Annotated in this window: 14 protein-coding genes; 4 read left to right on the forward strand and 10 right to left on the reverse strand. The window is 69.2% G+C overall.

Translation table 11 applies throughout. From position 1 onward, the window contains the following. Positions 1-3: 3 nt before the first annotated feature. From ACOOHC_RS14865 to ACOOHC_RS14880, 4 genes are all read right to left on the reverse strand, one after another. Positions 4-330 (reverse strand): hypothetical protein, encoded by a 327-nt coding sequence (locus tag ACOOHC_RS14865; protein WP_420451186.1) that lies wholly within the window; start codon positions 328-330, stop codon positions 4-6. A 4-nt stretch (positions 331-334) separates the two neighbouring features. Continuing rightward, on the reverse strand, positions 335-778 hold the full coding sequence (locus ACOOHC_RS14870; protein ID WP_420451187.1) for a hypothetical protein: 444 nt from the start codon (positions 776-778) through the stop codon (positions 335-337). 67 nt (positions 779-845) lie between these two features. Further along, positions 846-2,009 carry a hypothetical protein gene (locus tag ACOOHC_RS14875; protein WP_420451188.1) on the reverse strand — a complete coding sequence of 388 codons (1,164 nt, stop codon included), beginning with the start codon at positions 2,007-2,009 and terminating at the stop codon, positions 846-848. A gap of 100 nt (positions 2,010-2,109) precedes the next feature. Continuing rightward, positions 2,110-3,063, reverse strand: coding sequence for a hypothetical protein (locus ACOOHC_RS14880; RefSeq protein WP_420451189.1), 954 nt, complete (start codon positions 3,061-3,063; stop codon positions 2,110-2,112). A 331-nt stretch (positions 3,064-3,394) separates the two neighbouring features. On the opposite strand from ACOOHC_RS14880, the gene ACOOHC_RS14885 reads away from it, so the two are divergent. Next, a complete protein-coding gene (locus ACOOHC_RS14885; RefSeq protein WP_420451190.1) occupies positions 3,395-3,985 on the forward strand; it encodes a hypothetical protein in 591 nt (196 codons plus the stop codon). Positions 3,986-4,232: 247 nt separating this feature from the next. Here ACOOHC_RS14885 and ACOOHC_RS14890 read toward each other — a convergent pair whose 3' ends face one another. From ACOOHC_RS14890 to cysS, 3 genes are all read right to left on the reverse strand, one after another. Further along, positions 4,233-5,327 carry a tyrosine-type recombinase/integrase gene (locus ACOOHC_RS14890; protein WP_420451191.1) on the reverse strand — a complete coding sequence of 365 codons (1,095 nt, stop codon included), beginning with the start codon at positions 5,325-5,327 and terminating at the stop codon, positions 4,233-4,235. A gap of 111 nt (positions 5,328-5,438) precedes the next feature. Beyond that, positions 5,439-6,656, reverse strand: coding sequence for an acyl-CoA dehydrogenase family protein (locus ACOOHC_RS14895; protein ID WP_420451192.1), 1,218 nt, complete (start codon positions 6,654-6,656; stop codon positions 5,439-5,441). 87 nt (positions 6,657-6,743) lie between these two features. Next, positions 6,744-8,099: a cysteine--tRNA ligase gene (gene cysS, locus ACOOHC_RS14900; RefSeq protein ID WP_420451193.1), complete on the reverse strand. Its 1,356-nt coding sequence runs from the start codon at positions 8,097-8,099 to the stop codon at positions 6,744-6,746. Positions 8,100-8,236: 137 nt separating this feature from the next. Between cysS and valS the strand changes: the two genes are divergently transcribed. The 3 genes from valS (at position 8,237) to ACOOHC_RS14915 (ending at position 13,224) form a co-directional block, all read left to right on the forward strand. Beyond that, positions 8,237-10,792 carry a valine--tRNA ligase gene (valS, locus tag ACOOHC_RS14905; RefSeq protein ID WP_420451194.1) on the forward strand — a complete coding sequence of 852 codons (2,556 nt, stop codon included), beginning with the start codon at positions 8,237-8,239 and terminating at the stop codon, positions 10,790-10,792. A 99-nt stretch (positions 10,793-10,891) separates the two neighbouring features. Next, positions 10,892-11,692, forward strand: coding sequence for a L,D-transpeptidase (locus tag ACOOHC_RS14910; protein WP_420451195.1), 801 nt, complete (start codon positions 10,892-10,894; stop codon positions 11,690-11,692). A gap of 134 nt (positions 11,693-11,826) precedes the next feature. Then, on the forward strand, positions 11,827-13,224 hold the full coding sequence (locus ACOOHC_RS14915; protein WP_420451196.1) for an LCP family protein: 1,398 nt from the start codon (positions 11,827-11,829) through the stop codon (positions 13,222-13,224). Positions 13,225-13,302: 78 nt separating this feature from the next. On the opposite strand, the gene ACOOHC_RS14920 is transcribed toward ACOOHC_RS14915, so the two are convergent. Genes ACOOHC_RS14920 through ACOOHC_RS14930 form a run of 3 tightly spaced genes read right to left on the reverse strand, consistent with a single transcriptional unit; the run spans position 13,303 to position 15,841 of the window. Then, positions 13,303-14,331, reverse strand: coding sequence for a vWA domain-containing protein (locus ACOOHC_RS14920; protein ID WP_420453869.1), 1,029 nt, complete (start codon positions 14,329-14,331; stop codon positions 13,303-13,305). Further along, positions 14,238-15,269 (reverse strand): AAA family ATPase, encoded by a 1,032-nt coding sequence (locus ACOOHC_RS14925; RefSeq protein ID WP_420451197.1) that lies wholly within the window; start codon positions 15,267-15,269, stop codon positions 14,238-14,240. The genes ACOOHC_RS14920 and ACOOHC_RS14925 overlap by 94 nt, the downstream gene beginning before the upstream one ends. Then, positions 15,266-15,841: a carboxymuconolactone decarboxylase family protein gene (locus ACOOHC_RS14930; RefSeq protein WP_420451198.1), complete on the reverse strand. Its 576-nt coding sequence runs from the start codon at positions 15,839-15,841 to the stop codon at positions 15,266-15,268. Before ACOOHC_RS14930 ends, ACOOHC_RS14925 begins: the two co-directional genes overlap by 4 nt. Positions 15,842-15,851: the final 10 nt, after the last annotated feature.

Below are 15,851 nucleotides of genomic sequence, written 5' to 3' on the forward strand. Positions count from 1 at the left end.
TCTTCAGGCGGTCGATTGGGCTTCGATCGCGGCGCGGAGCCGACGCAAGATCTCGTCGACGATGACGTTCGTCCGTTCGTCGTCGGGTTCGGTCGACCCGATCTCGACGATGACCGGCAACGTGATGTGGATATCGGCACCCAGGTCGGAGCGGAGCAGGTCGATTTCGGCCTCCGCGTCTGGTGCGGGCAGGACGATCTCGCCCTCGTGCACGAATGCCAGGCCAGAATTCTCGACGCGGCCTCCCGACAGCGGCCGATCCGACGTCGCGCCGAATCGACTTCCACTCCCGGTGCGTGACCGCGTCGGATCTGATCGACCGAACTGCATTGGTTCAGCCCGTGAACGTCGGCAGCGTCTGGGCTTCACCGTCGTTGGTCTCGACACTGCGAGCAACACCAGAGAAGCTGGCCATCGGCGCACCGTTGATCGTGGCATTCGACGGGTTCGCCGACGTGATGAGGCACTGGCGCATCACGATCGAGTTGAAGTCCCATTCGCCCGTTCCACCGTCGACCTCGAAAACACCGATCTCGAATTCGGCCCCCTCCATCGCGAGGCGCGTTAGGCGAGCAGCCGAGTCGTCGATCGCCTTGACCGACATTGCGAAGGTGAAGCTCTCGGGGTTGCCGATGTACCCGATGTGGGTGGCTTCGATCGAATGGACGACCTCGGTGTTGAGACTGAACGTCGGAGTGAATGACTCGATCGGTGAGATCGGGTTGGCGGTGTCGTTGTCGACGATCACGGCGAGTCGGGTGTTCATGAAGGTGGGCATCAGCGGGCTCCTTGTTGCGGCTTGTTCCGGAAAATCGGGTTGGGAAATGGCGTGGCGGGCAAGGTGCTCATGCGGTCAGCGCGAGGTTGATGTCGAGGAAGTGGACGGCACCCGCGTAGGTGACCGAGAGGATCACTTCGACGACTCGGCTGGTGCGAGCATCGGTCAGGGTTGCCGACTGGCCTGGCGTGCGGGCTGCCTCTTCCGCGGCGAGGATGCCGAGCAGTGGGATGTCGACGCGGTAGTCGGCGATGATCCGTTTCGTCATCAGCGGCTGCAGGATGCCGTCGAACTTCGATGCGAGTGCCTGCATGCCGAGCCGGTCGATGCGTACGTTGCCGATCGAGCCGATCAGCCCCGCCTTGAGAAGGAACTCGATGTGATCGAGCGTCCGCACAATGTCCGGGTAGAGGCGACTGGTGTCGGTGGTGTACGCCCGGCCGCTGCCGATGAACAGACCTTCACCTGGGATCAGTTCCGGGTCGATCAGTGGGGCGATGAATGCTTCGGCACATTGTTTGATCTCGGAGGGGCCGAACTGTCGCTCGATGGGGATCCCGACGCCTCGAATCTGTTTCATGAGCGTCGAGATGTGCACGTCGTATCCGGCGACGGTTCCCATCACAGCTGCGGCGACGTCGGTCTCGGGAAATCCGCCGACAACGGGGACTTTTGCAGCGGCCAAGATCATTCGCCCCGTGTCGCTCTTCGCCGCGGTGTAGGCGGCGTCAGCGTTGCCCGCAAACGTCTCGCCGGCCGCAACCGGTAGGGCCGGATCGACCATTCCGACTCCGATGCGTCGATTCCCATCGGCGCTGACGGCTTCGATGTGATCGTGGAGTTGCTCGATCGCCGCTGGATCGGTTTCATTGGCCAAGCAGACGAACTGAACGGGAGCGGCGGCAATACTGGCAAGTCCGCTCACGTAGTCCGTGTCTTCGGTGGCAACCGCGAAGATCCGTCCGGGAGCAGGGTCCTGTTGAAGGACGGTGACGATCGACTCGTACAGCCGACCGGCATCGGTCACTGCACCTGCGGCGTTGGTGGTGGCAAAGAGGTTGCGGGCCTCGGCCTCACTGCCGACCATCACAGGGACGTTCTCCTGGCCGGTGCCGTGGCCGGCGGCGTCGCCGACGATCGCGACGTTTCCGGTCGAACGTTTGGCGAGCGGCTGGAGCCCTCGGGTATCGATGGTGACGTTGATGAACGGGAATTCGGCGGTGACTGTCATGTTGTGCACTCCTGGCTGGATCGATGCTCTCGGTGGTGTTCTGGTTGGGGACAGGTGATGGGCTGGCGTGACGCATGCAGCCGGGTCGGGTCACGACCGCTCACGGGACCGTCGCCAGCGCAACACCGAAGGGCGTCAGTCGGCGCTGCAACTCGTCGAGTCGTGAAGCCCGCTCGGCATCCGCCGTGGTCGGGCTCGCACCTGCGACGAACGGCAGGTCGCTGTCGTCAAGGGCAGCCATGGGGATGATCACGACGTAGGGCAGACCCACTCGGGAGCGCATGCCGCCTGGAGGAGAAGCGGTCTCGGTCGAACGTTCCATCACGGCGCGGCCCGTCTGCACGCGCTCGACGAGTTCGGCAAGCCGATTGAACGGATCCGGCTCGATGATCGCCGCGGCAACGACGCGATGAGTCTGGATGCTCGACGGAAGCGAACCGTCGACGACCAACTCCAACTCGACGCGCGAGGTGTACTGCGGCTCCTGGAGTGCGACCATCAGCCCATTCAGCGTCGAGATGTCACGTGCCGCGAGGAACAGCTCGGCGTTGAAATCACCCGGCACGGTCATTCGTTCTCCGAGCATCTCGGACAACTCGTCGAGGCGCCGTCGATCCAGTTCGTCGAGGTCGGTGGGGAGCGAGCCGTCGTCGGTCACGATGCGAGCGTCGACCTGATCGAGGTCAGCCAGGTCGCTGAGCGATTCGATCTCGATGCGTTCCACGCTGGTGTCGGCGCGGCGGGTCTCGGTCGTCAATCCGAGTTCGAGTCGAGCGTGGGCGGACGATGTCGGGTTGGTGGCGAGAAGGCTGGCGCTGAACTCCCACTGAGTGGATCCGCTCTGTTCCCGTGCGAGGCCGTCGAACCGCTGGCTGGCGAGGGCAGCAGGCAACAACTCGATGTCGCGGACCGTCACCCCTGTGACGTCGCCGACCTCGATGTTGCTGAACTCGAAGGCCGCACCCAGGATCCGCGTCCCGACAGCGGGCGAAAGAACGGCGCGGCGTTCGTCGTCATCGGTCAGTCGCAAGAGGGTGCGGTCGGTGAAGTCCATCGGTGGTCATCGTGCGCGGACTTGTTTGGCGCATCTGTGCCAACCTTCGCAACGGCCTCGCCCCGCCCCGTTGCGGGTGCTCGGTGCGGTGCACGCGCTTGGCGCGGTCCCACCCACGACCGCTGGTCGACTCGGACACTCACTGCGGCGACCACTCGGCTCGCTGGAAATTCCTGGCATCGCCCAAAACGGTTGCGTACCTTCGCGTGACAGACACACATCGTCCCACTGGGGTTCGGGCTCGGACCTCGCGATAGCGCAGACCACCGGAGAACGGAGGATCGACATGCCAGCACCACGAGTTCTCGTCTGTGATCCTCTTCCCCTGTTTATGTACGCGTTGTCTCGCGAGCTCCAGCCCGACATCGACGTCGTCGGTGTGGTGGACTGCGCCGATCTCGTTGGGAGGCATGACGCGATCGTCCTGACGGTGTCGAAGCCCGACGACTGGAACGTCCTCCGGCGTTGCGCCGACGCGACACGATGCCAGAACCTCGTCGTCTTGCTGGATCGACCCGATCAGACCGCGTTCGCCGAGGCGCAACGCCTGAGGTGTCGGCGTGTGCTGGCGCGGGCGGCCGACCCCGCTCAGCTCCTCGGCGCGGTTCGCGCCGCCGTCGATGACAGGCGGACACGAGGCGACCGTGGGCCGCCGAAGCATCCGGGCGAGCGCCGCTCGATACCTGCCCGAAGAGACGATTCATGGACGCCCGAGGAACTCAACTGGCTCCGCCTGCTCGCGTCGGGACTGTCGGTCTGCGATCTCGCGGCGGAGGTCGGCTACTCCCGACGCACGATGTCACGCCGCCTGCGGACCGTCTACACCCGCCTCGATGCATCACGCCAAACGCAGGCGCTAGCGACCGCCGCCCGTCTCGGACTCACCAACCCCGAGCGAACACCTGAACGCCTGTTCGGGTGATTGCTGCGATGGTAGTTCGAGGATGGCCAGCCTCGGCATTCCGGCAAACCGAGTCGGAGCACCGTCCATGACTCGGACAATGACCCGTATCGCCGGATCAAGGGCGCACAGCGACGTGTGGCGGACGAGGCTCGGACCCGCTGCATCGCGACCGGAAACCTTCCGCCAACCCACGAGTCTGATGTGGCGAATCGCCGACGTATCAGTTCGTCGAGGTTGAAACCTGGCGTTCGGGCTGAACCGTGACTCAATCGTCAGCCCGGAGTAGATCGCCCAGTCCAGCCGCCAGGGCTTGATCGGCGGCGGCGAAGGCATGGGCGTAGACACGCAGGGTCATGGCCGGGTTCGAGTGGCCGAGGCGACCGGCGACGGTTCGCACGTCGTGGCCTTGGCCAATCGAGACGGTTGCCGACCAGTGGCGGAGATCGTGGAGGCGCCACTTCAAGTCGATGCCCGAGTTCTTGCGCGCTCGCGTCCACCACCAACCGATGTGATCCGGTGGCACGAGGTCGGGCCCGACGCCGAACATCCACGGTCCGTACGGCTCGCGCTTGCGTCGCAACTCCCAGATCGCGTTCAACGTGTCAGGGTCGAGCGTCATCGTCCGTGCGTTGCCTGTCTTCGTCGGCGCATCACGCAACTCGCGCGGCTCACCGGGATGGCGGATCACTTCGATCGCCGAGTCGATCGTCAGCATCCCGTCCTCATCGACATCATCCCAACGAAGCGCAGCCAACTCCGCACGACGCGCACCGGTCATTGCTGCGATCCGAAGCGCCAACGCCGCGGCCGGATCGAACTCCGCCGCAGCGGCGATCACGGCCCGCACGTCGTCGAGCGTCATCACTCCCCTGGGCTGCTTCTTGGTCGTCTTGCGTTGCGCCATGGCCACAACATTCTGGCTCACCCAGCCCCATCGCATCGCCTGACCGAACGCGGCGCTCAGCGCGCCATGTTGGTTGCGGATGCCGGCGTCTTGCATGCCGGCTCGACGCAACCGCGTATGCCAGCGCTCGACATCGGCAATCGAGAGTTGGGCGATCGGGATGCGAGCGATCTTGTCCTGCTTAATCGAGCGCACTCGACTCTGTTGATCACGCGAGGAAGCCGGCGCCCACGTGTCGATGTTCTGATCGATCCATGCGTCGAGCACGTCCTTGACGTTGCGACCGGCGGGCGACGAACTACCCGGGCCAACCTCCAACGAAGCAGCCATCCGCTGCGCGTCGCGCTTGCCACCACGCACGGTTCGAGAGATCTGCGTGGGGCGCCCGCGGGCGTCGTTGCCCGTGAAGACGCGGACCTCCCAGACGCCTGGCTTCTTCTCGCGAATCGTCGCCATACAGACGACAGTACGCCAGGGGTGTGACAGCCCGCCAGCGAAATTCACTAGGGATAAAACTAGGGATGGTCGATCAGCGAGCGAAATCGCAGATCGGCCAAACCTTCAGAATCACTCGATACGCAGGCCTGATATCGCCCGGCTGATGACCAGTTGCTGGATCTGCTCGGTGCCTTCGAAGATGTCGTGGATCTTCGCATCGCGGTGCCAGCGCTCGACCGGGTACTCGCGTGTGTACCCGTAGCCGCCGAGGATCTGGATCGCCCGCTCGGTCACCCACGTCGCGGTGCGTGCGGCCTTGAGCTTGGCCATCGACCCCTCCGCGTTCTGGAACTTGCCGTTCTTCCCGAGCCAGGCGGCGCGGTGGATCAGCAGGCGGCTCGCGTCGATCTCGGTCGCCATGTCGGCGAGCATGAACGCGATGGACTGGTTCATGATGATCGGGCGGCCGAACGCGACGCGCTCCTGCGCGTACCCCAGCGAGTACTCGTAGGCGGCGCGGGCCACGCCGAGCGCCTGGGCGCCGACGGCCGGCCGGGTCGCCTCGAAGGTCTGCATCGCCGCCTGCGCGTTGCCCTTCTCGCCGCGACGCACCCGGGCGAGGCGCTCGTCGAGCTTCTCCTTGCCGCCGAGCAGCATGCGGCCCGGGACGCGCACGTCGTCGAGCACGACCTCCGCGGTGTGGCTGGCCCGGATGCCGTGCTTCTTGTACTTCTGGCCCTGGCTGAGCCCCTTCGTCCCGGCCGGGACGATGAAGCTCGCGTGGCCCTTCGAGCCGAGCTCGGCGTCGACCACCGCGACCACCACGTGGATGTCGGCGATGCCGCCGTTGGTGATCCACGCCTTGGTGCCGTTGAGCACCCACTCGTCGGACTTGGCGTCGTGGACGGCCGACGTGCGGTACCCGCCGACGTCGGATCCGGCATCGGGCTCCGACGCGGCGAAGGCGCCGAGCGCGAGCTCGCCCTTCTCGTTCGAGTAGCACTGCGGGACCCACTCCATCATCTGCTCGGAGGTCCCCGAGGAGGCGATGCCCGCCGCCGCGAGACCGGAGCCCATGATCGCCATGCCGATGCCGGCGTCACCCCAGAAGAGCTCCTCGATGGCCAGCGGCAGCGACAGGCCGGTCGGGTCGTTGAACATCGCCTCGGCCATGAACTCCCAGCCGTAGAGGCCGATCTCCTTGGCCTGCTCGACGATCGGGTAGGGGAACTCCTCGCGCTCGTCCCACTCCTCGGCAGCGGGCCGCACCACGTCTTCGGCGAAGCCGTGGACCCACTTCTGCAGGGTCTGCTGGTCTTCGTTGAGGGCCATCGAGAACTCGGTCATGGCGAACAAGTTACCACTCGGTAACCAGGATGTCTACCCACCGGTAACTTGAGAGCGCGTCCGATCGGGCATCGGACCCGGGGCCGCTCAGCGACGGACGGTGGTGCCGTCCTTGCTCGTCTCGACCGTCCACCCGTCCGCCTGCAGCTCGGCACGGATCGCGTCGGCGGTGTCGAAGTCCTTCTCGGCGCGCGCCCGGTCGAGGGCGGCGGCCCGCTCGGTCACGTCGTCGGAGACGTCGTCGCCGCCGGCGGACAGCTCGAGGCCGAGCGCTCCGCAGATCTCCCCGACCGCCGCCACCAGGCCCGACGCGTCGCCGCCCGCGTCGATCGCCGTGTTCGCCGCCCGCACCGCGCTGAACACCACCGACATCGCACGTGGCGTGTCGAGGTCGTCGTCCATCGCGGCGCGGAACGCGTCGAGGGTCGCGGCGTCCGGCTCGGTGCTCTCGACCGCCGCGGTGCGCGCCGCGAACGAGTCCAGGCCGGCCAGCGAGGTCACCGCCTGGTCGATCGCCGCCTGGCCGAGCTTCACCGGGCTGCGGTAGTGCGACTGGAGCAGCACCAACCGGTACGCGCGCGGGTCGTAGTGCTCGATCAGGTCGAGCAGGTTCGACACGTTGCCGATCGACTTCGACATCTTCTCGCCCTCGGCGTCGACGACGAACGCGTTGTGCATCCAGTGGTTCGCGAACCGCTTGCCGAGCGCGACCGCCTGGGCCCGCTCGTTCTCGTGGTGCGGGAAGCGCAGGTCCTGGCCGCCGCAGTGCAGGTCGAAGCCCTCGCCGAGCAGGTCGAGGCTCATCACCACGCACTCCGAGTGCCACCCCGGACGCCCGTCGCCCCACGGGGACGGCCACGCGGGCTCACCCGGCTTCGCCCGCTTCCACAGGGCGAAGTCGGCCGGGTGGCGCTTCGAGGCGGCGCCGTGCACCTCGCGCTCGCCGCCGCCGGCGCGCATGTCGTCGAGCGTCTGGAACGCGAGCAGGCCGTAGTCGTCGACGGACTCGACGTCCATGTACACGCCGTCGTCGGTGGTGTAGGCGAGGTCGCGCTCGACCAGCTCGCCGATCATGGCGACCATCTCGTCCACGTAGTCGGTGGCGTGAGGGGTGTCGGTCGGGCGCTGCACCCCGATCCCGTCCATCGCCCGGAACCACATCTGCTCGCACTTGGTCGTGATGTCGCGCCACGGGCGGTCCTCGCGCTCGGCGCGGGCGATGATCTTGTCGTCGATGTCGGTCACGTTCGAGACCAGCCTCACCTCGAGGCCCGTCCACTCGAGGTAGCGGCGCAGGATGTCGTAGGTGAGCGTGGCGCGCCCGTGGCCGAGGTGGGCCGGGCCGTACACCGTCGGCCCGCACAGGTACATCGTCACCACACCCGGCTCGCGCAGCTCCAGCTCGCGCGTGGAACGGGTCGCGGTGTCGTGGAGGTGCAGCACGGAGCACCAGTGTAGGGACCGGGTCGTTCCCGCCGATCGACGGTTCCGTGGGCGAGGAGGCCCGGCCGCGACGGCGCGTCGGGGCGATCGAGACGCCGGGACGTGGACGGCGACGCGCCGTTAGCCTCTCGATCGCCATGACGAACGTCCCCGATCGACCGACCCTCGACGGCATCGAGGCGCGCTGGGCCGAGCGCTGGGAGGCCGACGGCACCTACCGCTTCGACTCGAGCGCGCAGCGCCCGGACGTCTTCTCGATCGACACCCCGCCGCCGACCGTCAGCGGCTCGCTGCACATGGGCCACGTGTTCAGCTACACCCACACCGACGCCGTCGCCCGCTACCAGCGCATGCGTGGCAAGTCGGTCTTCTACCCGATGGGGTGGGACGACAACGGCCTGCCCACCGAGCGGCGCGTGCAGAACTTCTACGGGGTGCGCTGCGACCCGAGCCAGCCCTACCAGGACGGCTTCGAGCCGCCGTTCCGTGGTGATCCGCCCAAGAAGCACCAGGCCGTGCCGATCTCGCGCCCCAACTTCCTCGAGCTGTGCGACGAGCTCGTCGAGACCGACGAGGAGGTGTTCGAGGAGCTGTTCCGCCGCCTCGGGTTGAGCGTCGACTGGGACCACCACTACGCGACGATCGACGAGCGGTCGCGCCGCGCCAGCCAGCGGGCGTTCCTGCGCAACGTGGCGCGCGGCGAGGCGTACAGCACCGAGGCGCCGACGTTGTGGGACATCGACTTCCGCACCGCCGTCGCGCAGGCCGAGATGGAGGACCGCGAGCGTCCGGGCGCGTACCACAAGATCCCGTTCGAGCGCGTCGGCGGCGACGGCACGATCGAGATCGACACGACCCGCCCCGAGCTGCTCGCCGCCTGCGTCTCGCTCGTCGCTCACCCCGATGACGAGCGCTACCAGCCGCACTTCGGCACCGAGGTCGTCGTCCCGCTCTACGGGCAGCGCGTCGAGGTGCGCGCCCACGAGCTCGCCGAGCCCGACAAGGGCACCGGGATCGCGATGATCTGCACCTTCGGTGACACGACCGACGTCACGTGGTGGCGCGAGCTGCAGCTCGAGCTGCGACCGATCATCGGGCGCGACGGGCGCCTGCTCCCCGACGCCCCGGCCGGCGTCGACCCCGAGGCCTACGCGACGATCTCCGGGAAGTACCCGAACCAGGCCCAGCGCATCGTCGTCGAGCAGCTCGTCGAGCAGGGGATCCTGGTCGGCGACCCCCGACCGCTGCAGCACCCGGTCAAGTTCTACGAGCGTGGCGAGCGCCCCCTCGAGATCGTCACCTCGCGCCAGTGGTACATCCGCAACGGCGGGCGCGACGCCGACCTCCGCTCGGCGCTGGTGGAGCGTGGCCACGAGGTGTCCTGGCACCCCGAGCACATGCGCCACCGCTACGAGAACTGGGTCGAGGGGCTGAACGGCGACTGGCTGGTCAGCCGGCAGCGCTTCTTCGGCGTGCCGATCCCGATCTGGTACCGCCTCGACGACGCGGGCGAGCCGATCCACGACGAGCCCCTCGTCCCCGATGAGGCCGACCTCCCGATCGACCCGTCGACCGACGCCCCCGCCGGCTTCGAGGCGGACCAGCGCGACCGGCCGGGCGGCTTCACCGGCGACCCCGACATCCTCGACACCTGGGCGACCTCGTCGCTCACCCCCGAGATCGCCGGCCACTGGGAGGAGGGCGACGGTCTCTTCGAGCGGGTGTTCCCGATGGACGTTCGCCCCCAGGGTCACGACATCATCCGCACCTGGCTCTTCTCCACGATGACGCGCAGCCACCACGAGTTCGACGCCGCTCCGTGGGCCCACGCCGCGCTGTCGGGGTGGATCCTCGATCCCGACCGCAAGAAGATGTCGAAGTCGAAGGGCAACGTCGTCACCCCGATGGACCTGTTCGACCAGTACGGCACCGACGCGGTCCGCTACTGGGCGACCTCGGCTCGACCGGGCGTCGACACCGCCTACTCCGAGGACCAGATGAAGGTCGGCCGCAAGCTCGCCACGAAGCTGCTCAACGTGTCGAAGTTCGTGCTCTCGTTCGGCGATGTCGACATGGACCCGGCGCTCGCCGACGCGGTGACCGACTCCGTCGACCGCTCGATGCTCGCCAAGCTCGACGCGGTGGTCGCCGACGCGACCGCCGGCTTCGACGGCTTCGACTACGCCCGTGGCCTGGAGCGCACCGAGACCTTCTTCTGGTGGTTCTGCGACGACTACGTCGAGCTGGTGAAGAACCGCGCGTACGAGGCGATGGGGGCCGAGCCGGCCGCATCGGCCCGCCGGGCGCTGCGCGAGGCGCTGTCGGTCTGCCAGCGGCTGCTCGCCCCGTTCCTCCCCTTCGCGACCGAGGAGGCGTGGAGCTGGTGGCACGACGACAGCGTCCACGTCGCGCCCTGGCCGGAGGGGTCGGGCCTCGGCGGCGACGCCACGCTCGTCGACCCGACGATCGAGGCGCTCGCGCTCGTTCGACGGGCCAAGTCGGAAGCCAAGCTCAGCCAGCGCGCCTCGGTGCGCTCGGTGCGGATCACCGCACCCGCCACGGCGCTCGACGCGCTGCGCGACGGTCGCGCCGACCTCGCGGCGGCGGGCACCATCGACGACGTCGAGATCCGCGACGGCGACGACGACGGGATCCGCTGCGAGGTCGAGCTCGACCCGGCGCCCGCCTCCTGAGCGACCCCGGCCGCCCGCGCCCTCGTCGGGAACCACGGGGCGAGGTCGCGTCGCTCCACCAGGTGACGGCGAGCATCGATCGCGCTACTGTCGCGGCCCATGCGCGCCACGGTCGGACTCCTGAGCAGGACCGTCTGCGGGGTGTCGATCGCGCTCTCCACGATGCTGGTCGGGTCGATCGGGGTCGACGCGGCTCCCGATCCGGCCGACGAGACCGCCCCGAGCGACCCGACGACGATCCCGAGCGAGCCGAGCACCTCCGCCGCGACGTCGTCCGTGGCGCCCACCACCGAGCCGCCCGCGCCCACCACCACCGAGGCGCCGGCACCGACGACGACCTCCTTCGATCCCTACGCCCGTGGCGCCGAGATCGACGACCTCGCCCCGGGCGCGCGACCGGGCACCACCTTCCAGACCCGACCGGTGCCCCCGCCACCGACGACCACCACGACCACCCTCCCGCCGCCGCCACCGCCGCCGCCGCCGTGGGCGTTGCCGGGCAACTCGGGGACGGGACGGCGCGTCGTCTACTCCAAGAGCCTCCAGCGCGTGTGGGCGACGGATTGGAGCAACCGGGTCATCAAGACGCACCGGGTGTCGGGGAAGATGAAGTGGTGCGATCCCCGGCCCGGGTGGTACTCGGTCTTCTCGCGGTCCCGTCACACCTACGCGATCCAGAACCCGACCATCAAGTGGGGGTTCATGGTCCGCTTCACCAAGGGGTGCAACGGGGGCAACATCGGGTTCCACGAGATCCCGTTCCAGTACGGCCGACCGGTGCAGTCCATCGCCCAGCTCGGCCAACCCCTGTCGGGCGGTTGCGTGCGCCAGGCCCGGGGCGACGCGATCTGGATGTGGAACTGGGCCGGCATCGGGACGCGCGTCGTCGTGCTCCCCTGACGCCCGGCCCGATCGGGTGACCCGCTCGCGCACGGGCTGATCGGGCGACACGACGCCGGTGACCGAGGCCACCGGTCCCACCTCCCCCGGCGCACCCGAGGCGGTGCCCGGGATCGCTATGGTCGCGATCCACGATGAGCGACGACCCCCGAGCCGGCTTGGCGCCGTCGGCGAGCACGCTGCGCCGCACGTGGCCCCAGCGCCTGCTCGTCTCCGTCGCCTCGATCCTCGCGGTGGCGAGCTTCCTCGGAGCGGGCCTCGTCTGGTTCGCCCAGCAGCGGCTCGAGGAGCGCCAGATCATCGAGATCGACCCGGTCGGCCTCGACCCGCTCCGCCCCGGCGAGGCCGAGGAACCCGTCGCCGAGGCCGTCGAGCCGTCGCCCGACTTCTCCGGCGGTCCGCTCACCTCCAACCCGAACGAGCCGGTCGAGACCTTCCCCTCGGCCGGGACCGGGGCGCGCAACATCTTGATCACCGGGGCGGACAACAACGCCTGCCTCGATCCGACCTCGCGCTTCGCCGACGCGTTCGGCGACCGCGCCGGGATGGGCGAGCGCAGCGACACGATCATGCTGTGGCGGGTCAACCCCGACACGGCACGGGTCGCGATCCTGTCGTTCCCGCGCGACCTGTGGATCAGGATCGCCGGCCGGTCGAGCAAGGGTCGCATCAACGGGGCGTACACCGAGGGCGATCCGCAGCGCCTGATCGACACGATCCAGGAGAACTTCGGGATCACGACCGATCACTTCGTCCAGGTCGACTTCTGCGCGTTCAAGGAGCTCGTCGATTCCGTGGGCGGGGTGGCGGTGCCGTTCGAGCGTCCGGTGCGCGACGGCGCGACCGGCCTCGCCGTGCCCCAGGCCGGGTGCTTCACCTTCACCGGTGAGCACGCCCTGGCCTACGTCCGCTCGCGCAAGCTCCAGTACCAGACCGAGGGCGGCGAGTGGGTCGGTGACGTCAGCTCGGACCTCGGCCGCATCTCACGCCAGCAGGACTTCGTCCGCCGCGTCGGCGACGAGCTGCTCGCCAACGCGTTCTCCCCCGAGGTCGTGCGGACGTTGTTCGACGTGAGCCGCGACTACGTCGTCACCGACCAGGACCTGACGATCGATCGGATCCTCTCCCTCGCCGGGATCCTCCAGCGGACCGATCCCGCCGACATCACGACGTACCAGATCGAGGCCCGCAACGCGATGATCCAGGGCAACTCGGTGCTCGTGATGCCGGATCGGCCGAGCGAGAACATGGAGGCGGTGTTCGACCTGTTCCGCGGCGAGATCTCGCTCGCCGAGCGGCCCGAGCAGAGCCTCGACGACGTGACGGGACGGGGCTCGGAGACGACGGCGCCGCCGACGACGGTGCCGATCGTCGACCCCGACGCGACGACGACCAGCGTCGCCGACGGGACCTCGACGACGGACTCCGCCGACGGCTCCGCACCCGACGAGTCGACCACCACGATCCCGACCGTCGAGGTGGAGGACATCACCTACGGCGTCGTCCCCGACGGCGACGTCTCCTGCACCTGACCCGCGCACGACGCCGCGTACGGGCGACACCGCAGGTGGGGCCGGAGCCCGGCTGCGACGTGCGCGCCCGCTGCGGAGTCAGTCGTCGAGGACGCGGGTGAGGGCGGCCGCCGCGTCGGAGGGACCGGCGACGGTGGTGATGCGAGCGCCGGTCGCCCGGGCGAGCGACTCGGCCTCGTCGCTGTCGTGCTCCGGCGCGACGATCACCAGCTCGTCGAGGCCCGCCGCCGCGGCGCCCACGTCGCCGTCGACGGTCGCACGGCAGTCGGACAGCAGGATCGCGATCTTGCGTCGGGCCCCCGATCTGGTGAGCTGGTCGCCTGCCGCGACGAGCGCCCCGGACACGTCCGTCGTGCCGAAGCCGCGCAGCGCGAGGACCGCGTCGACGACCTCCTCGGCCGTCCTCGTGCGTTCCTGCGACTTCACCGCGACGACGTCGCGCCCGAAGCTGAGCACCGAGTAGTCGTCCGGTGCGCGCCACGCGACGGCGGCGGCCGCGACCGCGTTCGTGGCCAGGGGTCGACCGCCCATCGAGCCGCTGCGGTCGACGAGCAGGCAGATCGCCGTCGCCGGTGTCGACCAGGTGCGGACCCGCAGGTCGTCGGGATCGACCGCCGAGCCGGTCGAGCGCGCCGTGACGATCGCGTCGAGGCTCGCGTCGAGGTCGATGTCGCCGACGTCGGGCCGGTAGCGCTCGGTCGTGAGGCGCCCGACCCCGCGCGGGCGCGACGGGCCCCGGCGAGCGACGTCGAGGAACAGCCGACCGGCGAGTCGCCGCGCCAGCTCACGCAGTCCCACGTCGGTGGCGCCGGTCAGGTCGGCGAGCATCGCGAGCATCTCGTCGGGGTCGTCCTCCATCGCCCGCTCGACGGCGGACTCGTCGATCTCGCCGACCTCGGGCGACACCTCCTCGAAGTCGGGGTGCCGGGCGAGCTCGCGCCGTGACGTCGTGCGACGCCGTGCGGAGGCGACCTCGTCGTCGGCCGCGTCCCCCTCCGTCGTCGGAGGGGTGTTCAGGGGGATCTCGTGGCCCCGTTCGGGGCGCTCGCTTTTCCCTCGGACCCGCCGCCGCCGTCGCCGGTCACCCGGTGGAAGATCGACTCCCACAGCTCGGTGATCACGTCCTCGGCCGTGCGCGACGACCCCTCGCGCACCCGGACCCGGCCCGACAGCGCGACGAGAGCGGCGTCGAGCGACACGCTCGGCGACGTCGGCGGCGCGCCGCGCAGCCGACCGAGCGAGTGGGCGACGAACACCATGTCGATCGCCCCCCGCACCGACGACCCGACGCGCAGGTCGGGGTGCGAGCGCGTCGCCCGCACGAGCTCGACGACGGGATCGCACCAGTCGACGCCGGTGTCGGGGTCGAGGGTCTCGACCAGCCCGTCGTCGTGGGTGGCGAGAGCGCGCTGGACGATCGACGTCTCGTCGTCGCTCGACTGGTAGCCGACGGCGATCCGGCACATCCGATCCGACACGGCGCCGGAGATCCGGGCGGTCCCGACCGCGTCGAACGGGTTCATCGCCGCGACCATCCGGAACCCGGGGGCGGCGACGAGCCGACCGAGGCGCGGGACGGTGATCTCACGTTCGCTCATCACGGTGATCAGCACGTTGAGCGTCTCCTCGGGGACCCGGTTCAGCTCCTCGATGTACAGCAGCGACCCGTCGCGCAGGGCGGCGGCGAGGGGACCGGGGACGAACACCTCGGGGTCGTAGCCCTCCGAGAGCACCCGCGCCGGGTCGAAGTGGCCCACGACGCGCGCGGGCGTCAGCTCGGCGTTGCCCTCGACGAACTCGAAGCCGATGCCGAGCTCGCGCGCGATCGCGCGCAGCAGGGTCGACTTGCCCGTGCCGGGCGGCCCCTCGATCACGATGTGGCGGTCGGACGAGATCGCGGCGACCGCGAGCTCGATCTCGCGCACGCGCCCGACGACGTCGGAGGCGAGCCGACGCACCAGCGCGGCGGGATCGTCGGCCGCGTCCACCTCCGCCTCGGAGATGTCGTCGGGGAGCTCGGACGCAGCCGAGGCGGGTGCGGTCATCGGGCGGGGAACCCGGGGACGCCTTCGTCGAGCTGGACCCCCGTGCTGTTGAGGAAGCCCGACACCAACCGGTAGAAGCCGGCGACCACGAGCAGCTCGACCAGCTCCGCCTCGGACCACCTGACGCTCAGGGCGCTCCACGTGGCGTCGGTGACGCAGTCGTCGGCGGCGAGGTCGTCGGCCATCGCGATCAGCGCAGCGTCGTCGTCGGACCACTCGTGGTCCCCGACGGGACGCGTCAGCGCGTCGATCTCGGCATCGTCGAGACCGCACCGGCGACCGATCACGGTGTGCTGGCCGAACTCGTACTCGGCGCGCGCGTTCCACCCGATGCGCAAGATGACGATCTCGCGCTCGCGCTCGGGGATCAGGCCCTTGTTGAGCAGGAACCCGCCCAGCAGGTTGAACCGCTTGAGCAGCTTGGGGTGGTGGCCGAGGACGCCGAAGATGTTCAGCGGGCGGCCGTCGATCGTCAGCGCGCCGGCCAGGACCTCGGCGAGCTCCTCGCCGACCTCGGTCACCGGTTCGATGCGCGGGTCGCTCGGTCGGGACGAGGAGGTGTCGGTGCTCACGCGACCACCG

Source organism: Ilumatobacter sp. (assembly GCF_965215205.1).
Lineage (GTDB): Bacteria > Actinomycetota > Acidimicrobiia > Acidimicrobiales > Ilumatobacteraceae > Ilumatobacter_A.